The organism is Gemmobacter aquaticus (genome assembly GCF_007859075.1).
GTDB lineage: Bacteria > Pseudomonadota > Alphaproteobacteria > Rhodobacterales > Rhodobacteraceae > Gemmobacter > Gemmobacter aquaticus.
Map to the genome: position 1 here is coordinate 113,656 of NZ_VOAK01000024.1, position 17,728 is coordinate 131,383.

16 protein-coding genes are annotated in these 17,728 nt (G+C 65.4%); 5 read left to right on the plus strand and 11 right to left on the minus strand.

Features of this window, described 5'->3' with window-relative positions; translation table 11 throughout:
* Positions 1 to 4: 4 nt before the first annotated feature.
* From FQU74_RS16370 to FQU74_RS16395, 6 genes are all read right to left on the minus strand, one after another.
* On the minus strand, positions 5 to 787 hold the full coding sequence (locus FQU74_RS16370; protein WP_146287553.1) for a heme ABC transporter ATP-binding protein: 783 nt from the start codon (positions 785 to 787) through the stop codon (positions 5 to 7).
* The gene (locus FQU74_RS16375) at positions 788 to 1,840 is read right to left on the minus strand and encodes a FecCD family ABC transporter permease (protein WP_146287554.1); all 1,053 of its coding nucleotides are present in this window, start codon (positions 1,838 to 1,840) and stop codon (positions 788 to 790) included.
* 1 nt (position 1,841) lies between these two features.
* Positions 1,842 to 2,681 carry a heme/hemin ABC transporter substrate-binding protein gene (locus tag FQU74_RS16380; protein ID WP_146287555.1) on the minus strand — a complete coding sequence of 280 codons (840 nt, stop codon included), beginning with the start codon at positions 2,679 to 2,681 and terminating at the stop codon, positions 1,842 to 1,844.
* Positions 2,678 to 3,718: a hemin-degrading factor gene (locus tag FQU74_RS16385; RefSeq protein WP_146287556.1), complete on the minus strand. Its 1,041-nt coding sequence runs from the start codon at positions 3,716 to 3,718 to the stop codon at positions 2,678 to 2,680. Before FQU74_RS16385 ends, FQU74_RS16380 begins: the two co-directional genes overlap by 4 nt.
* Before the next feature lie 183 nt (positions 3,719 to 3,901).
* Entirely contained in the window at positions 3,902 to 5,143 is a 1,242-nt protein-coding gene (pepT, locus tag FQU74_RS16390) for a peptidase T (RefSeq protein ID WP_146287557.1), read from the minus strand.
* Between the two features lie 36 nt (positions 5,144 to 5,179).
* Positions 5,180 to 5,527, minus strand: coding sequence for a DUF3775 domain-containing protein (locus tag FQU74_RS16395; RefSeq protein WP_373289036.1), 348 nt, complete (start codon positions 5,525 to 5,527; stop codon positions 5,180 to 5,182).
* Positions 5,528 to 5,695: 168 nt separating this feature from the next.
* Between FQU74_RS16395 and FQU74_RS16400 the strand changes: the two genes are divergently transcribed.
* Genes FQU74_RS16400 through FQU74_RS16415 form a run of 4 tightly spaced genes read left to right on the plus strand, consistent with a single transcriptional unit; the run spans position 5,696 to position 9,323 of the window.
* On the plus strand, positions 5,696 to 7,459 hold the full coding sequence (locus FQU74_RS16400) for a DNA polymerase III subunit gamma/tau (protein WP_146287559.1): 1,764 nt from the start codon (positions 5,696 to 5,698) through the stop codon (positions 7,457 to 7,459).
* Between the two features lie 11 nt (positions 7,460 to 7,470).
* Positions 7,471 to 7,815: a YbaB/EbfC family nucleoid-associated protein gene (locus tag FQU74_RS16405; RefSeq protein ID WP_146287560.1), complete on the plus strand. Its 345-nt coding sequence runs from the start codon at positions 7,471 to 7,473 to the stop codon at positions 7,813 to 7,815.
* Entirely contained in the window at positions 7,812 to 8,411 is a 600-nt protein-coding gene (recR, locus tag FQU74_RS16410; protein WP_146287561.1) for a recombination mediator RecR, read from the plus strand. The genes FQU74_RS16405 and recR overlap by 4 nt, the downstream gene beginning before the upstream one ends.
* Positions 8,412 to 8,423: 12 nt before the next feature.
* Positions 8,424 to 9,323, plus strand: a complete 900-nt coding sequence (locus tag FQU74_RS16415; protein WP_146287562.1) for a peptidoglycan DD-metalloendopeptidase family protein — start codon at positions 8,424 to 8,426, stop codon at positions 9,321 to 9,323.
* Positions 9,324 to 9,431: 108 nt separating this feature from the next.
* Here FQU74_RS16415 and FQU74_RS16420 read toward each other — a convergent pair whose 3' ends face one another.
* The 5 genes from FQU74_RS16420 to FQU74_RS16440 all read right to left on the minus strand — a co-directional run bounded on the left by FQU74_RS16420 (position 9,432) and on the right by FQU74_RS16440 (position 16,694).
* Positions 9,432 to 10,511: a saccharopine dehydrogenase family protein gene (locus tag FQU74_RS16420; RefSeq protein ID WP_146287563.1), complete on the minus strand. Its 1,080-nt coding sequence runs from the start codon at positions 10,509 to 10,511 to the stop codon at positions 9,432 to 9,434.
* A 162-nt stretch (positions 10,512 to 10,673) separates the two neighbouring features.
* The gene (gene amaB / locus FQU74_RS16425) at positions 10,674 to 12,167 is read right to left on the minus strand and encodes an L-piperidine-6-carboxylate dehydrogenase (protein WP_146287564.1); all 1,494 of its coding nucleotides are present in this window, start codon (positions 12,165 to 12,167) and stop codon (positions 10,674 to 10,676) included.
* 1 nt (position 12,168) lies between these two features.
* Positions 12,169 to 13,197 (minus strand): ACP S-malonyltransferase, encoded by a 1,029-nt coding sequence (locus tag FQU74_RS16430; protein ID WP_146287565.1) that lies wholly within the window; start codon positions 13,195 to 13,197, stop codon positions 12,169 to 12,171.
* The gene (locus tag FQU74_RS16435) at positions 13,194 to 15,377 is read right to left on the minus strand and encodes a thiamine pyrophosphate-dependent enzyme (RefSeq protein ID WP_146287566.1); all 2,184 of its coding nucleotides are present in this window, start codon (positions 15,375 to 15,377) and stop codon (positions 13,194 to 13,196) included. The genes FQU74_RS16430 and FQU74_RS16435 overlap by 4 nt, the downstream gene beginning before the upstream one ends.
* A 108-nt stretch (positions 15,378 to 15,485) precedes the next feature.
* Entirely contained in the window at positions 15,486 to 16,694 is a 1,209-nt protein-coding gene (locus FQU74_RS16440; RefSeq protein WP_146287567.1) for an acyl-CoA dehydrogenase, read from the minus strand.
* A gap of 102 nt (positions 16,695 to 16,796) precedes the next feature.
* On the opposite strand from FQU74_RS16440, the gene FQU74_RS16445 reads away from it, so the two are divergent.
* A complete protein-coding gene (locus FQU74_RS16445; RefSeq protein ID WP_146287568.1) occupies positions 16,797 to 17,714 on the plus strand; it encodes a LysR family transcriptional regulator in 918 nt (305 codons plus the stop codon).
* The last annotated feature ends 14 nt before the right edge of the window (positions 17,715 to 17,728 follow it).

The following is a 17,728-nucleotide window of genomic DNA, read 5'->3' on the forward strand; positions in this document are numbered from 1 at the left end:
TCGATCAATGGGCGTCGAGGGCACCGGCCATTTGCGGCAGATACCATCGCCCGGATTCAGGCGCGCAATTGAGGCGGATCGGGCAGCGATAGGCCGCGCTCAGCGTATCGTCGCGCAGGACAGCATCGACGCCCCCTTGCGCGACCAGCCTGCCGCCAGCCAGAAGAGCGACCGACCGGGCAAACCGCGCCGTCAGGTTCAGGTCATGCATCACCGCAAGAACGCCGCCACCTGCGCGGGCAAAGTCATGGGCCAGTTGCATCACCTGCAACTGGTGGCCGATATCCAGCGCGGCCACAGGCTCATCCAGGAACAGCCAGCGCGGCCCGCCTGGCCCGACCGGTGCCCCAAGCTGCACCAGCACGCGCGCAAGATGAACGCGCGCCTGTTCGCCCCCCGACAGATGCGGGTAGGGCCGCGCCTCGTATCCGGCGAGCCCAACACGGGCCAGCGCCTGCCGCGGATCGGTTTCACGCCCGGCACTGGCGGTCAGTCCAAGACGCACCACCTCCAGCACGGTGAAGGGGAAGCTTACGGTGATCTGCTGGGCCAGCACCGCCCGCAGCGCCGCCATTTGCCAGACCGGCGCCGAGGCGATGGCAATGCCATTCAGCGTGGCCGCACCCGACATGGGCAGGTCGCCCGACAATGCCTTCAGAAGCGTGGTCTTGCCCGATCCGTTGGGGCCAACGATAGCGGTCACCTCGCCTGGACGGGCCGTCAAGTCGACCCCTTCCAGCACGCGGCGCCCCGACAGGGACACGGTGATGCCCTCGGCGACCAGCATTCACGCCTCCGCAAGCGGGGCCTGCCGGAGCAGGATCCACAGAAAGACCGGCGCGCCAAGGATTGCGGTGATGATGCCGATGGGCAGCTCGGCCGGCGCGACCACAAGACGCGCAAGCGTGTCGGCCCCGACCAGAAGCGCCGCGCCAAGAATGGCTGCATTTGGCAGCAGGCGCGTATGATCCGTGCCCGTTGCCAGCCGCAGAAGATGCGGCACCACGATGCCGACAAAGCCGATGCCCCCGGCAATCGCCGTCGCAGCCCCCACCGCCGCAGCCACGCCCAGAACCGACAGCAGTTTGATCCGTTCAACCGGATGGCCGATGTGGCGCGCCGCCGCCTCACCGAGTGAAAGGGCGTTGAGCCCGCCCCCCAGAAGGGGCGCAAACAGCAGGACAGGCAGGATGAAGGGAAGCCCCAGCACCGCCTTGTCCCAGTTTGACCCGGCCAGAGAGCCCATGGACCAGAAGGTCAGGTCGCGCAGCTCGTTGTCGTCAGCCAAATAGATCAGGATGCCCGTGATCGCCCCTGCCAGCGCCGCAAGCGCGATCCCCGCAAGAAGCAGCATCGCAACCGAGGTTCGCCCCTGCCGGGTGGCAACCCGGTAGAGGATCAGGGTCGCGCACCACCCGCCCGCAAAGGCCGCAACCGGCACAAGCCAAGGGGTCTGGAACGGCAGCAGCCCGCCCAGAACGATGGCGACAACGGCCCCAAGGCCCGATCCCGCACCGACACCCACCAACCCCGGATCGGCCAGCGGGTTGCGAAACAACCCCTGCATCAGCGCACCCGAGACGGCAAGCGCAGCCCCGACCAGCATGCCCACCGCAAGGCGCGGCAGGCGGATCTCGAACAGCACAAGCTGCGTCCGGGCATCGAGCCCCTCACCTGACCAGATCCCCAGCAGCACCGCCCCAAGCGACACGCCCGAGGCGCCCGAGCCCAGGGCCGCAAGCGCCGCAAACCCAAGAAGCACCAGCAGAGCCCAGGTGGCCCGTGCACCTCTTGCCCTGCGATCCACTTCGGGCTGGCCGGCTGCTAGCGTTACGGTCATCTCAGGCCCCGTACAATGCGCGGCGCAGGTCCTGCGCGGCCTCGGGCGTGCGCGGACCAAAACCAAGCAGCTTCAGCCCGTCCATCTGAACAATTGTGCCAGCCTGCCCTGCCGGCGTTGCAGCCAGCGCCGGGTTGACCTTCAGATCCTCGGGCTTTGCCGCCATGGCTCCCGCGCGCTCCATCATCAGGATCACGTCCGGCGCGGCGGCGAGGATCGCCTCGTCGGTCATCGTCTTGTAGCCGCTCACGCCCTCGGCCGCGTTCACGCCGCCGGCAAGCTCGATGATTGCCTCGGCGGCGGTGTCATCGCCGCCCACGGTCACGCGCCCGCCCTGCAGCGTCAGGACGAAGAGCACCCGCTTTTTCGCGGGAACCTCGGCGGCCTTTGCCCGCGCCTCGGCGAGACCTGTCTCGACCTTGGCGGCCAGGGTGGCGGCGGCGTCAGACTGGCCCAGAGCCGCGCCCACGACCTTGATCTTTTCGGCAACCGCATCGGGGCCAAAGTTTTCCGGCACGGTCACATAGGGAATGCCCGAGGCCTTGATGACCTCGACCGCCTCAACCGGGCCTGCGCCTGCCTCGGCCAAGATCAGGTCCGGCGCGGTCGAGAGAACGCCCTCGGGTGAAAGGGCGCGCATGTAGCCCACATCCGGCAAGGCCATCAGTTCGGGCGGAAAGGTGGTCGTTGCATCGCGCGCCACCAGACGCCCGCTTTGCCCAAGCGCGGCCACGATCTCGGCCGCCGTTCCGCCGATGACCAGAACCCGCGACGGATCGGCCAGCACCGCCTGCGCCATCAGCGCAAAGGCCAGTGAGACAGCGCCCGCTCTCCGGATCATGCCTGCACCCCCGGCAGGCTTAGCGTCAGCGCGTTCCATGCGTCAGCGGGCGTGTCCTTGCGATAGGCGAAGATCTGCAGGATCAGCGAACCCTCGGCATCGAAGCCTTCGACCGAGATCGCGGCACCGGTGCGGGTCGGTTTGTTCACGCACCAGACCTCGGCGATGTGGTCGGCGCGCAGATGAAGATTGAAGCGCGGGTCCATCACGTTGATCCACGGCCCCATCGGCACCAGCCGCTCGATCGGCCCGCCATGGATCTGGATGCAGCCCATATTGCCCACGAAGATCATCACCGGGATCGCATCGGCCGCAGCGCTCTGCAAGGCGATCTGCACCGCCTCGGGCGCAAGCTGGCGAGCAAAGGGCTCACCCGCGACTCGGTAGGCGCCCAGCCGGTTCATCTTCAGCCGGTGCACCATACGCTGGAACTGGTGGGTGTCGGTCATCCGCTCCCACTCCGCGCGCAGTGCCTCGGCCTGGGCCGGATCGGCCTTGGCAGGTGCGACCGGCGGAGGTGGCGTCAGCTCAAGCGCGGGCATCTCGCGCGCGAGGGCCGTGACAAGCGCATCAAAGGCCTGCACGTTCGATTCGGGGCGCAGATGTACCTTGTGCACCGCATCGCCATGCGCATCGAATATCTGCAGGCTGCGCTTGGGACCGTTCTCTGTCGCCTCTTCGATCGCAAAACCATGCACCCAATGCGACGGGAAAATCCGCATGTCGATTTCGGTGCCCAAAACCATCGCCGCCTGCGCGCCGCCATGGAAGGGCTCATAGGTACCCACGCGCTCATGCACGCAAGAGCGGTTCCGGGTCAGCGCCATGACATCGCCCAGATCGCGGATCAGCGGGAACAGACGGTCGGGGGTCGGGTCGATGGGTGTGACGCCATGGCCCACATGCGCCGCGACCAGCTCGGCCTCGGTGATGCCAAGGGTCTCGGCAAAGTCGCGCGCACGCGCTTTCTGGTTTTCGGCCCGCCGCTCACGGATGAATTCCGGGGTCGGGCGCTGCAGCACCGAAGTGTCGGCCATGTCGTTTCCTTTACGCAGATGCGGAAAGGCGCGAAGACTGGCTGACACCCGGTGTTCAGGGTGCGGCTGGCGGGCGCCAAGAGTGGACAAATTGTCCCGCCGTACATACCCAAGCATTCCCGACAGTTCAAGTCGGAATTAGCGGTGCTGCAGCTGAACCCAAGGTGGTGACACCGGCGTCGTTCAGCCGCGGCGGCCGCCCAGACCGGCCAGCGCGATGCATACGCACGTTGCTGCCGCCATGTCCTGAACCGAGATCCACTCCAGCGGGCCATGGATCTCTTGCATGCCGGTAAAGATGTTGGGGGTGGGCACCCCCATCTCTGTCAGCCGCGACCCATCCGTGCCGCCCCGGATCGGAACCGAGACGGGTTCAAGCCCCACCGAACGGCAGGCCTCGCGCGCCAGATCGACCGGGGTCATGTCCTTTTCCAGCCAGTAGCGCATGTTGCGATACTGTGGGGTGATCTCGCAGCTGATGCGCGCCCTTGGCTCGGCCGCCTGAAGCGTGGCGCAGGCCTGACGCAGCAGATCGCCCTGTGCCGCAAGGCCATCGCGTTCGAAGTCACGCAGGATGAACTTCATCTCGGTTTCGGCAGCGGTGCCCTTCATCTCGTAGAGATGCAAGAAACCTTCGCGGCCTTCGGTCACCTCGGGCGTCATGGTGGCCTGCGGCAGAACCGCGACCAGACGTGCCGCAAGGTGCAGGGCATTGACCATCTTGCCCTTGGCCCAGCCCGGATGCACCGAAACGCCGGTGATCTTGACCACTGCGCCATCGGCCGAGAAGCTTTCGTATTCGATCTCACCCAGACGTGCGCCATCCAGCGTGTAGGCGAAATCGGCGCCAAGATCGGCGGGCAGGCGCGGGTCCACGCCCCGGCCGATCTCCTCGTCGGGGGTGAAGGCAAGCCTCAGCTTCGGGCGGGGCAGATCGGGATGGGCCAGCAGGTGCCGGGCCATGGTCATGATGATGGCGACACCGGCCTTGTCATCGGCGCCCAGAAGCGTCGTGCCCGATGCGGTGATGATGTCATCCCCCTGCTTTTCGGCCAGGTAGGGATAGGTTTCGGGGGACAAGACCAGATCTGGCGCATCGGCAAAGCGGATGGGGCTGCCCGCCCAGTTGCGATGCACGACCGGCTTGACGCCGCTGGCATTGAACTGGGGCGCGGTATCGACATGGGCGAGATAGCCTATCACCGGCCCCTCAACCGTACCCGGAACAGTTGCCAGCACGACACCATAATCGGTGATTCGGACGTCCTCGGCGCCCATCGCCTCAAGCTCGGTCACCAGAAGGCGTGACAGGTCCAACTGGATCGCGGTCGAGGGTTGCGTGGTTGAGCCCGCATCGGCCTGCGTGTCGATGGCTGCATAGCGCAGCAGGCGATCCTCAAGCTCTGCGTCGAATTCGGTGCGCATGACGTCTCCGGTCAGGGTGATCGAGTTGGGAGCGGATCAGTGATCGCGCAGGAAGTCATCTTCCACGGCGCTGACATCGACGCCCATGGCATCAAGCCCGGCTTCAAGGTTCTCGGCCAGGTGCGGCATGCCCATCAGGTATTCATCCGTGGGCGCCGAGCGTTCGGCAAAGGCGGTCGCGACCGCCTCCTCGAAATCCTCGGCCTCGTAAACCCCGCGGCCCACCCAGGCGAGGGCGACCAGATGCGCCTGCTCATCCTCGTTCAGGCCGCGGATGAAGGCGTGAAGCTCACGCTCGGCCATGCCGCCCTCGCGTGATTGATAGATGATATGCACCACCTTGGCAGGACTGATTTCCAGCATTGAACCCTCCGTCACGGTCATGCTGCGCCGGTTGTCAGCGGATGGCAAGCGGGGCTCTGCGATATTCCGTTGCGGCGCATTGTCCTGCGACCAAGGCTGTCGGACGACCAAGGCTTATGGGAGGGCAAGGCGGGTGGACGGGGCCGCCTCCGATGCTTAGGTTGGGCAGGTCAGCAACCGGGATGCCGCATGTCCGAATCCGAAGCGCAGGGTTATCAGGTCCTCGCCCGCAAATACCGCCCCGCCACCTTCGCCGATCTGATCGGGCAGGAGGCGATGGTGCGCACGCTGAAGAACGCCTTCGCGGCGGATCGCATCGCCCATGCCTTTGTGATGACCGGGGTGCGCGGGGTGGGCAAGACCACCACGGCGCGCATCATCGCCAAGGGGCTGAACTGTGTGGGCCCCGATGGCAATGGCGGCCCCACGACAGAGCCCTGCCTTGTCTGCGATCAGTGCAAGGCCATCACCGAGGGCCGGCATGTCGATGTGATGGAGATGGACGCCGCCAGCCGCACCGGCGTGGGCGACATCCGCGAGATCATCGACAGCGTCCACTACCGGGCGGCCAGCGCGCGCTACAAGATCTACATCATCGACGAAGTCCACATGCTGTCGAACAACGCCTTCAACGCGTTGCTGAAAACGCTGGAAGAGCCACCCGCGCATGTGAAATTCATCTTCGCCACCACCGAGATCCGCAAGGTTCCGGTCACCGTGCTCAGCCGCTGTCAGCGCTTCGATCTCAAGCGGATCGAGCCCGAGGTGATGATGGCGCATCTGGCGCGCATTGCGGAACTGGAGAGTGCGCGCCTTGCGCCCGATGCACTGGCGCTGATCACGCGCGCCGCCGAAGGCTCGGTCCGCGATGCGATGAGCCTGATGGATCAGGCGATTGCCCACGGTGCGGGCGAGACAAGCGCCGATCAGGTGCGCGCCATGCTGGGCCTTGCCGACCGTGGCCGCACGATCGACCTTTTTGACATGGTGATGCGCGGCGATGCCCCGGCGGCGCTGGCGGAACTTGCCGCGCAGTATTCCGATGGCGCCGACCCGATGGCGGTGCTGCGCGATCTGGCCGAGATCACGCACTGGATCTCGGTCATCAAGATCACGCCCGAGGCGGCGGATGACCCGACTGTCCCCCCGGACGAACGCGCCCGCGGGCTCGACATGGCAGGACGCCTGCCGATGCGGGTGCTGACGCGGATGTGGCAGATGCTGCTGAAAGCCATCGAGGAGGTGGGGCTGGCCCCCAACGCGATGATGGCGGCGGAAATGGCGGTGATCCGCCTGACCCATGTGGCCGATCTGCCCGACCCCGAGGCGCTGATCCGCAAGCTGCAATCGGGCCCGCCGCCCGTTCATCCGGGTGGTGGTGGCGCGCCGGCAGGCGGTGGTGGAGGTGGCGGCGGAATGGTCCATGCGCCCACCCGGATGATGGCCCCGGCACGCGGCCCCGCCATGGGCCCAACCATGAGCGGCAGTGCAGCACTTGCCGTCGCCGAGGACCGGCTGAAGGTTTATGCCACCTTCGAGCATGTGCTGGACCTGATCCGCGAGAAGCGCGACATGGCGCTGCTTCTCGCGGTGGAAAGCCATGTGCGGCTGGCGAAATATGCCCCCGGCCGGATCGAGTTCGAGCCGACCCCCGACGCACCACGCGATCTTGCGGCGCAGCTTGCGCAGCGCCTGCAGGGATGGACCGGCAGCCGGTGGGGCGTCTCGGTCGTGGCATCCGGCGGCGCACCCACCGTCGCCGAATCCCGCGACATCGACCGCGTGAAGGCGGAAGCCGAGGCCCTGCAGAACCCGCTGGTTCAGGCGGTGCTCGCCACCTTCCCCGGCGCGAAGATCACAGATATCCGCACGCCCGAGGCACTGGCGCAGGTGGCCGCCGTTCAGGCTCTGCCCGAAGTCGAGGACGAGTGGGACCCCTTCGAGGAAGATTGAGGACACAAGACATGTTCAAGGGTTTGGGCGGCATCGGCGACATGGCCAAGATGATGAAGGCCGCGCAGGAAATGCAGACCAAGATGGCCGAGTTGCAGGAAACGCTGGCCCGCACCGTCGTCGTGGGCGAGGCAGGCGCGGGGCTTGTGAAGGCACGCTGCACCGCCAAGGGCGAGATCACCGGGCTTGAGATCGACCCGTCGATCCTTGTCCCATCGGAAAAGGAAGTGGTCGAGGATCTGATCGTGGCCGCACTGGCCGACGCGCAGGCCAAGGCCGCCGCGAAGGGGCAGCAGGAAATGGCCCGCCTGACCGAAGGGCTGGGTCTGCCCCCTGATTTCAAGCTGCCGTTCTGATGGCCGCGCCCACGGATATCGAGGATCTGATCGGGCTGATGGCCCGCCTGCCCGGCCTTGGCCCCCGGTCGGCCCGGCGGGCGGTGCTGATGTTGCTGAAAAAGCGTGGGCCCCTGATGGCACCGCTGGCGCAGGCGATGGCCCATGTCGCGCTGACCGCGCGCGATTGCACCGTCTGTGGCAATATCGGGACCGAGGACCTGTGCCCGATCTGCGCCGACGAGCGCCGCGATACAGGCGAGATCTGCGTGGTCGAGGATGTGGCCGACCTCTGGGCGATGGAGCGCGCGGGCGCCTTCAAGGGTCGCTATCACGTGTTGGGCGGAACGCTGTCCGCGCTCGACAGCGTGGGCCCCGAGGACCTGCGCATCCCGCGCCTGATTGAAAGGGTCCGGGCCGAGGCCACGCGCGAGGTGATCCTTGCACTGAACGCGACCGTCGATGGCCAGACCACCGCCCATTACATCGCCGAGGCGCTGGAGGGGACAGGGGTGCAGATCTCGTCGCTGGCGCAGGGCGTGCCGGTGGGGGGCGAGCTGGACTATCTCGACGATGGCACGATCGGCGCGGCCCTTCGCGCCCGTCGCAAGGTTTGAGGGACTACACCCATGCAGGACATCGCGCAGATCGCGGCCGGGCTGGCAGGCGCTCGGGATCTTTATGGCGCGCTGCGCCGGGCTGGCGCCGGACTGACCGAGGCCGAAGCCGGGGCGTTGCTGCCTGCGCTCTACGCTGCGCTCGGTGACACGCCCGAGGCAGCGCGTCTGCGCGCCGTGGATCAGGGATTGCTGGCCTGCGTCATCCGCGCGGGGGCGGGCTTTGCGGCCGTGCCGGACGCGGGCAAGGTGGTCGACTGGCTGCGCGCAAGCGATCCAGCGCCGGTTTTTCGGCCCGAGATCGCGCAGGTCCGCCATATGCCGCTGCTGACCGACCGCACGCCGGATATGCCCGCCTATTCAGACAGGGCCTTTGACGCTTGGTTCGCTGCGCAGGGCGTGGACTATGGGCTTGGACCCTACGGCGAAAAGCGCAGCGTCTATCGCGCGGCGCAATTCGCCGATGCCGCAAGCGAAGAGCGCCGGATGATCCACATGGGGGTGGATGTCTTTGCCGCAGTGGACACACCTGTCCATGCGCCGCTTTCAGGCTCGGTCGTTTCCGTCGTCTATAATGCCGATCCGCTGGATTACGGGCATACACTGATCCTGCGGCACGAGGCAGGCGGGGTGCGCTTCTACACGCTTTATGGGCACCTCGGGGCAAGCCTGCCCAGACTTTGCCAGCCGGGGCAACAGGTAGCGGCCGGGCAGGTGATCGCGCATCTGGGCGACTGGCCCGAGAACGGGGGCTGGGCACCGCATCTGCATTTCCAGATCATGACGGACTTGCTTGGCCAGACCAGTGGCAACTTCTTTGGCGTGGCGCATGAAAGCCTGTGGGATGTCTGGCAACAGATCTGCCCGGACCCCAATCTGATCCTGCGCCTGCCCGACGGCGCCTTCGGCTAAGCGCGCCGGGGGCTTTATTCCCCGGACCCCCACGGTATTTTTGCAAGACTGAACATGCAGAGACCGCCAGTCCCTGTGGGCTGGCGGTCTCGTTCTTTTGGACCTTGCTCAGGCGTGGCGGGCGCGGTGGCCGAGGTTGTAGTAGTTGCCGGTCCGCGTTGCGAGATAGGGCTTCAGCGGAATATCTTCCTGCTTGAGGAACCCCTGCGCAGGCAGCGCTCCGTCGCGAACCATCTCGATCACGCCGACAACCGAGGCCGATGTGGTCCATGCGATCGCGGTGCGGGACTTGCCACCGATCTCGAGCGGATAGTAGCTGCGGACAAACTCCTTGCGACGCAACTGGCCGTTCGCCCGACCTTCGGCCGCGACGTGGACATAGACCACATCCTCATCCACCGGGGGCTTTGCATTGGTCAGGATGCGGCCGGCCTCGGCCCGGTTTTCGCGCATCAGAAGCTCATGGAAGAAGAAATTCATCAGCTTCACATGGCCCGGATAGCGCATGGTCTTGTAGTCGAGGTTCTCAATCTTGCCGAGATAGGTCTCGCACATGGTGCCCAGACCACCCGAAGTGGTGAAGGCTTCAAGCTGCATGCCGTCGATGAAGATGGTTTCGGTCCATTCCATCGCCGAGACGTTTTTCAACACCCCCTCTTCGATCACTTCGCAATCGTTGAGGTATTCGTTCACCACCCCTTCGGGCGACCAGTTGAAGGCATAGCCCAGAAGCCCGGTCGGGTGCTGCGGCAGGGCGCCAACGCGCAGCTTGATCGAGCGGACGCTGTCAAACTGGCCTGCCAGATCGGCCGCCACGATGCCCACGAAGCCGGGCGCAAGGCCGCATTGCGGTGCCATGATGCCTTTCGAGGTCTTGGCGAGCTCGCGGATGTGCTTGGTGGTGGGCACGTCTTCTGTCAGGTCGAAGTAGTGCAAGCCAAGGCCATGCGCTACGGTCGAGACGCCGATGTTCAGGTGGTAGGGCAGGCAGGAAAGCACCGCCTCCTGGCCCGAGAGCGCATCCTTCAGGGCAGCGGCGTCAGAAAGGTCGACCGCCTTGGTTTTGAAAGGTGCCGTCACGGCACGGGCATCGATGCCGGTGACATCAAAGCCCGACTCCACCAGCAGCTCTGCCGCCAGATGACCGACCTTGCCCAGACCCAGAACAGCGATCCTGTTGAAAGTCATTGTTTTTCTTGTCCTTCATAGAGTTTGCTTGCGGCAATCCTACCTGCCTGCGCTGCCAGTTTCGCCGGGCATACCGCCAGAAGTGATGCGAGTTTTCGTCAAAAAGAATGGCCCGGCCGCCATAATGACGAACCGGGCCAGATAGTCAGCGCCAGGGCTGGATCAGAAGTCGAACTTCACGCCTTGCGCCAGCGGCAGTTGTGCCGAGTAGTTGATCGTGTTGGTCTGGCGACGCATGTAGCCCTTCCAGGCGTCAGAGCCGCTTTCGCGACCGCCGCCGGTCTCTTTCTCGCCGCCGAAGGCGCCACCGATTTCTGCTCCCGAGGGGCCGATATTGACGTTAGCGATGCCGCAGTCCGACCCCGCCGCCGAAAGGAATGTCTCGGCCTCACGCAGGTTGAGCGTGAAGATGCAGGACGACAAGCCCTGCGGCACGTCGTTCTGGATAAAGATCGCCTCATCCAGCGTCTCATAGCCGAGCACATAGAGGATCGGGGCGAAGGTTTCCTCGCGCACGGTGTCGGTCTGGGCTGGCATCTCGATCAGCGCGGGGCTGACATAGGCGCCGCCCGCGACCCCCTCGGTCGGCTCGCCACCATGCACGCGGCCACCTTCCGCACGGGCCTTGGCGATCTGGGCCAGCATGCGGTCACGGCTGGCGGCATCGATCAACGGCCCGATCAAGGTGCCTGCCTTGCGCGGATCGCCGATCGGAAGGCTCGCATAGGCCTTGGCCAGTTTGGCAACCAGATCGTCCTTGATCGAGTTATGCGCAATCAGGCGGCGCAGCGAGGTGCAGCGCTGACCGGCGGTGCCGACGGCCGAGAAGACGATGGCGCGAACAGCCATGTCGAGATCCGCCGAGGGCGCCACGATCATCGCGTTGTTGCCACCCAGTTCGAGGATCGGACGACCCCAGCGGGCAGCTACCTTCGGTCCGACGATCCCGCCCATGCGGGTCGAGCCGGTGGCCGAGATGATCGGCACATCCTTGGAGTTTACGAGCGCCTCGCCTATGGCCGGGCCACCGATCACCAATTGGACCAGCCCTTCGGGCGCGTCGCCAAAGCGCTTCAGTGCGCGTTCCATGATCTTCATGCTGGCGATGGCGGTCAGCGGGGTCTTTTCTGACGGTTTCCAGATGACCGGATCGCCGCAGACCAGCGCCAGCGCCGCGTTCCACGACCAGACCGCGACCGGGAAGTTGAAGGCCGAGATGATCCCGCAGGGGCCCATCGGATGCCAGGTCTCCATCATGCGGTGGCCGGGGCGCTCGGAGGCGATGGTCAGGCCATAGATCTGACGCGACAGGCCAACGGCAAAGTCGCAGATGTCGATCATCTCCTGGACTTCACCCAGACCTTCCGAGGTGATCTTGCCCGCCTCGAGTGTCACAAGCGCCCCCAGTTCGGCCTTGGCGGCGCGCAGCTCCTCGCCCAGAAGGCGGACAAGCTCGCCCCGGCGCGGTGCGGGAACGGTGCGCCATGCCTTGAACGCCTCTTGCGAGCGGGCAATGATCGCGGGCATGTCGACAGGGTTTGTCTCATGCACGTGGGCGACGAGCGCGCCATCGATGGGCGAATGCACGGCCAGCGTGCCCCCGGTGATCTCGGCCTGGGTCAGGCCCGCGGCTTTCAGGGTTTCGGCGTGGGTCATGTCAGTCTCCCTTGGTGACGAGGCGGCGTTGGTCGTCGATGCCCATGGAAATCAGCAGGGGATCGGCGGCTTGCCGCGATTGGAAATCGGATTTGGAACGCATCCCACGCCAGTCGGCAAGGATGAGCGATTGTGCAACAGCCCCGCCCAGCGTCGTGCCGGGGCCGGTCACGATGAACAGATCGGGCGCGAATTCGCGCGCGGCATGGGCGATTGCCTTCGTGAAGTCGTAGGACTCAACCACCTGATGGCCGAGCGTATAGTCCCATAGCGCGCCCAGATCGCAACCACCGGGCCACCAGACATGGCCGCGTCCATCGATCATTGGCAGTCTGGGCTGCTGGAAGAGGCCCGGGGCCAGACGTGCCCGACCCGCCTCGGCCACGGGGGCCTGCAGGTCGGTGTGGAACGCCGCGTGATTGGCAAGGCGCATGGGGAAGCGGCCCTGCACCACCGGTACGGCGGCCTCGAACGCCTTGAGCCCCGCCTCATCGCCCGCCAGCACCAGCATGCCGCCTAGGTCGATCGACAGCGCCAGCCGCTGGCCGGGCGCGTCGATGCGGGCGACCAGCGTCAGAAGCTCGGCTTTTTTCGCGGGGTCAGGTTGCCAGTCCTCATTCACGAAGGGATAGATCAGCTGCCCGCCGATCAGCCGCTCCTGCATGAGCGTGCCCATGGTGTTGACCACCTCGAACCCGCCCTCGGGCGTCAGGGCACCAGCACAGGCGAGGGTCGAGTACCAACCCATCGAATTGCCGGTCACGGCGACCACCTCGACCCCGTCAAGGCTGCGGAAATCGGCAAGCGTCGCGGCGTAGATCAGGGCGCTGGCATTGTCGCCCCGGGTATGGCGGGCGACCGAGTAGGTCGCGGCGCCATCAAGGTCGGACAGCGTTTCCTGTCCCATGCCGCGGCGTCGGGCATCGAAATTGGCCAGCAGTGCCGCATCCTTGAAGTGCCGTTTCAGCACGCCGAGCTCGGTCTTGGTATAGGTGCCCCGGCCGGGGCAGATGACGACAGCGGTCTTCATTGCACCATCCCCTTCGCGGCCGCGATGATACTCTCTTTCGACGGCATGGTGGCGGCATAGGCGGGGCCGGTCGCGATGAAACTGTCCTCGGCCGTCAGACGGGCAAGCGGTACACCGGGGGCCGCTTCATGGAAATGTGCCATCAGCGCCTCGGCCATCCCCCCCGTATGCCGGGTTTCATCGACGATCAGGATGCGCCTGGCCCCCCGGACCGCCTCGGTCAGCGCCGCTTTCGGCAGGGGTGAGAGCCAGCGGGTATCGACGATGCGGGTCTTGATCCCGGCGGCCGCCAACGCAGGCTCGGCCTGACGGCTGAGGTAGACGCCGTTGCCGAAGGTGACGATCGCCAGATCATCGCCCGCGCCATATGTGCCAACCTCGCCAAAGCCGATGACCTCGGACGGGTCGGGATAGTGCTGCATCCAGCCGCCATCCTTGTCGGCATGCAGGTCGCGCATCGGATAAAGCGCGATGGGTTCCAGAAACACCACCAGCCGCTGCTCTTCGCGCGCAAGGCGCACACACTCGCGCAGCATCCGCGCCGCGTCTGCCCCGTTCGAGGGGCAGGCAAGGATCAGTCCCGGAATATCCCGCAGAACGGCAACCGAGTTGTCGTTGTGGAAATGGCCGCCAAAGCCCTTCTGATAGCCCAGCCCCGCAATTCGCAGGACCATCGGGTTGGTGTACTGGCCGTTCGAGAAGAAGGGCAGCGTCGCCGCCTCGCCGCGCAACTGGTCCTCGGCGTTGTGCAGATAGGCAAGGAACTGGATTTCCGGCATCGGAACATAGCCGTTCTGCGCCATCCCGATGGCAAGGCCAAGGATCGACTGCTCATCGAGCAGGGTATCGATCATGCGGTCAGGCCCAAAGCGCGCCTGCAGCTTTTGCGTCACGCCATAGACGCCACCCTTGCGGCCGACATCCTCGCCCATCATCACGATCTCGCGGTGCGCAAGCATCAGATCGGTCAGTGCCCAGTTGATCAGGCGCGACATGATCTGCGGTTCCGCCATCTGCTTCATGTCGCTGCCAAAGGCTGCGGCGCGGGCCTCAGAACTGGGACCATTTGTTGGCCTGCAGGCACGCTTTGGCGGAATGAGCGAGGCCATGACATCGCTTGCGGTTTTCAGCCGCGGACGCGTCACCGCCTCGGCCGCGACACGCGCGACACGGGCATTGGTCGCGGTATAGACCTCAAGTGCGGCCTCGGGCGCCATCGCGCCGATCTGGTCCAGCCCGCGCACCATGTGCAGCAGCGGGTCCTGCGCCTCTTCGGCCTCCACCTCTTCGCGCGGCAGATAGGTCGTGGGCATGTCGGCCCCCGCATGACCGTAAAGGCGGATCGTGCGGATATGCAGGAAGGCGGGCTTGCGACGGGTGCGGACATAGGCCGCCGCCGCCTGCGCAGTGGCAAAGGTGTCAAAGATATCCAACCCGTCGCAGGCGAAATACTTGAGCCCCGGCCGGTTCTGGAAACTGGCCGCAATCCAGCCACGTGGCGTTTTTGTTGAGATGCCGATGCCGTTATCCTCGCAGCAGAACAGAAGCGGCAGCGGAATCGACTGGAAGCTGGTCCATTGGGCTGCGTTGAACGCGCCCTGTGCGGTCGAATGGTTGGCCGAGGCATCCCCAAAGCTGCAATAGACGATGGCGTCATCCGGCAGCTCCGCATGTTCCGGCCGGTGGCGTCGCGCGGCACCGATGGCATAGGCAGCGCCCATGGCCTTGGGCAGGTGCGAGGCGATGGTCGAGGTCTGCGGCGGGATCGACAGCGCCTTTGATCCAAGCACCTTGTGCCGCCCACCCGAGATCGGATCCTCGCTTGAGGCCGCGAAGGACAAGAGCATATCCCAGGCGATGCTTTGCCCCGGCACCTGCCGGCTGCGCGCGATCTGGAAGGCTGCGTCGCGGTAGTGCAGGAAGGCCATATCGGTCGGCCGCAGCGCGGCGGCGACCGCAGCCATCCCCTCGTGACCCGAGGATCCGATGGTGTAGAACCCCTGCCCCGCCCGCTGCATCACCCGGCTCTGCCGGTCAAGCGCCCGCGACAAGCAGGCCGCGCGGTAGATCTCTACCGCCTGGAACGGCGAAAGCGCCCCCGAAGGAGCGCACCCATGCGGAAGGTCCCGCGACGCAACGCGACGCAGGAAGTTGTCGTGAACAATGTCGGCGCGATCCATGCCGTAGAAATCCTGTGCAGGTTTCCTCTTGGCCCAAATACCCCCCGCCGGAGGCGTCAGGTGGCACCGCCGGGTGCCTCCGGCGGGGGTATTTGGCCAAGGGGAAGGTCAGAAGAAAGCTTGCAGGCCGGTGATGGCGCGCCCCAAGATCAGGGCGTGCACGTCATGCGTTCCCTCGTAGGTGTTCACCGTCTCGAGGTTCACCATGTGCCGGATCACCTGGAACTCCTCGGAAATGCCGTTTCCGCCGTGCATGTCCCGGGCGTGGCGGGCAATCTCAAGCGCCTTGCCGCAGTTGTTGCGCTTGACGATCGAGATCATCTCGGGCGCAGCATTTGCTTCATCCAGCAGTCGACCGACGCGCAGGCTGGCCTGCAAGCCAAGACTGATCTCGGTCATCATGTTGGCAAGCTTCAGCTGGAAGATCTGGGTGCCGGCGATCGGCTTGCCAAACTGCTTGCGGTCAAGCCCATACTGACGCGCGGCGTGGTAGCAGAACTCGGCCGCACCAAGGACACCCCAGCTGATGCCATAGCGGGCGCGGTTTAGGCAGCCGAACGGACCTTTCAGCCCCTCGACGCCCGGCAGCAGCGCGTCCTCGCCCACCTCGACATCCTTCATCACGATCTCGCCGGTGATCGAGGCCCGCAAGCTGAGCTTGCCGCCGATCTTCGGCGCCGAAAGGCCCTTCATGCCCTTGTCCAGCACAAAGCCGCGGATCTTGCCGCCATGTGCCTCGGACTTGGCCCAGACCACGAAGACATCGGCGATCGGGCTGTTCGAGATCCACATCTTGGCGCCATTGAGCACATAGCCATTGGCGGTCTTGCGGGCGACGGTCTTCATCCCGGCCGGGTCTGATCCGGCATCAGGCTCGGTCAAGCCAAAGCAGCCGATCCACTCGCCGCTGGCGAGTTTGGGCAGGTATTTCTTGCGCTGTTCTTCCGACCCGTAGGCATAGATCGGATACATCACGAGGCTGGACTGCACCGACATCATCGAACGGTAGCCCGAGTCCACCCGCTCCACCTCGCGTGCCACAAGGCCATAGGACACATATGAGGCGCCAAGCCCGCCGTATTCCTCGGGAATGGTGACGCCCAAGAGGCCCATCTCGCCCATCTCGCGGAAGATCGCCGGATCGGTTTCCTCGGAAGCAAAGGCCTTGATGACGCGGGGCTGCAGCTTGTCCTGCGCGTAGGCGCGGGCTGCGTCGCGCAGGGCGCGCTCGTCTTCGGTCAACTGAGCATCGAGGCGGAAGGGGTCTTCCCAGTCGAAGCGACCAAGGTCGGGGGCGTCTTTCGGTTTGAGGGCCATTGCCGTGCCTTTCGGGTGATCTGCTGGATATGCATATAAGGGATTGTTTGATCGCCGAATAACGATAGATTGGCGTTAAGCAATGCGTAAAAGGCATAATACATGGCCACCCCTCGCCGACTCCTGCCTTCGGTTTCACTTCTGATGGCCTTCGAATCGGTGATCCGCACCGGCTCGACCCTTGCCGCGGCACATGACCTGAGCCTGACGCAGGGCGCGGTCAGCCGGCTGATCCAGAACCTTGAGGCCCAGTTGGGCGTGCAGCTTTTTCGGCGCGAGGGGCGGCGGCTTGTGCCCACCGACACCGCGCTGGCCTATGCCCGCGATGTGGCCAAGGCGATGGACCTGATCAGCCGCGCCTCGATGCGCGTGCGCTCGGCCCCCGGCGGCGGAACACTGGCGTTGTCGATCCTGCCCACCTTTGGCACGCGCTGGCTCGCCCCGCGCCTGCCGCGCTTTCTGGCAAAGAACCCCGGCGTCACGATCAACCTCGGCACAAGGCTACGCCCGTTCGACTTTGCGGAAGAAGGGTTCGACGCCGCGATCCATTTCGGCGAGGCAACCTGGCCCGGGGCAGGCTTTGCCAAGCTTTTTGACGAGCGCATGGTCGCCTGCGCCGCACCGGGGTTTCTGGCAAGTCACCCGATCAACGCGCCTGCCGACATGATCGGCCTGCCGCTTCTGCAGCTTGAAACGCGCCCCGATGCCTGGGCAGGCTGGCTCGCCCATCACGGCATCACCGATGCCGCGCCACTCGGGATGCTGTTTGACCAGTTTGCCCCGATGATCCAGTCAGCAATCTATGGCATGGGCGTGGCCCTGCTGCCTGAATTTCTGGCGCGCGCCGAGCTTGCCGATGGCCGACTGGTTGACGCCTGGGGCGGGCCAGTGCCCAGCCGGGGCAGCTACTACCTGGTGTGGCCCCTGACTGCCGACGGCTATCCGCCACTGATCGCCTTTCGCGAATGGTTACTGTCCGAAGTAAATGGCGGATCCGAGGACGGCGTACTGGCGTGGTGAGATGTCGCTTGTTG

Excerpts from the sequence above, each read along its gene's own strand:
- FQU74_RS16370 (WP_146287553.1), bottom strand. The coding sequence starts at position 787 with ATGCTGGTCGCCGAGGGCATCACCGTGTCCCTGTCGGGGCGCCGCGTG.
- FQU74_RS16375 (WP_146287554.1), bottom strand. The coding sequence starts at position 1,840 with ATGACCGTAACGCTAGCAGCCGGCCAGCCCGAAGTGGATCGCAGGGCA.
- FQU74_RS16380 (WP_146287555.1), bottom strand. The coding sequence starts at position 2,681 with ATGATCCGGAGAGCGGGCGCTGTCTCACTGGCCTTTGCGCTGATGGCG.
- FQU74_RS16385 (WP_146287556.1), bottom strand. The coding sequence starts at position 3,718 with ATGGCCGACACTTCGGTGCTGCAGCGCCCGACCCCGGAATTCATCCGT.
- pepT (WP_146287557.1), bottom strand. The coding sequence starts at position 5,143 with ATGCGCACCGAATTCGACGCAGAGCTTGAGGATCGCCTGCTGCGCTAT.
- FQU74_RS16395 (WP_373289036.1), bottom strand. The coding sequence starts at position 5,527 with ATGACCGTGACGGAGGGTTCAATGCTGGAAATCAGTCCTGCCAAGGTG.
- FQU74_RS16400 (WP_146287559.1), top strand. The coding sequence starts at position 5,696 with ATGTCCGAATCCGAAGCGCAGGGTTATCAGGTCCTCGCCCGCAAATAC.
- FQU74_RS16405 (WP_146287560.1), top strand. The coding sequence starts at position 7,471 with ATGTTCAAGGGTTTGGGCGGCATCGGCGACATGGCCAAGATGATGAAG.
- FQU74_RS16415 (WP_146287562.1), top strand. The coding sequence starts at position 8,424 with ATGCAGGACATCGCGCAGATCGCGGCCGGGCTGGCAGGCGCTCGGGAT.
- FQU74_RS16420 (WP_146287563.1), bottom strand. The coding sequence starts at position 10,511 with ATGACTTTCAACAGGATCGCTGTTCTGGGTCTGGGCAAGGTCGGTCAT.
- amaB (WP_146287564.1), bottom strand. The coding sequence starts at position 12,167 with ATGACCCACGCCGAAACCCTGAAAGCCGCGGGCCTGACCCAGGCCGAG.
- FQU74_RS16430 (WP_146287565.1), bottom strand. The coding sequence starts at position 13,197 with ATGAAGACCGCTGTCGTCATCTGCCCCGGCCGGGGCACCTATACCAAG.
- FQU74_RS16435 (WP_146287566.1), bottom strand. The coding sequence starts at position 15,377 with ATGGATCGCGCCGACATTGTTCACGACAACTTCCTGCGTCGCGTTGCG.
- FQU74_RS16440 (WP_146287567.1), bottom strand. The coding sequence starts at position 16,694 with ATGGCCCTCAAACCGAAAGACGCCCCCGACCTTGGTCGCTTCGACTGG.
- FQU74_RS16445 (WP_146287568.1), top strand. The coding sequence starts at position 16,797 with ATGGCCACCCCTCGCCGACTCCTGCCTTCGGTTTCACTTCTGATGGCC.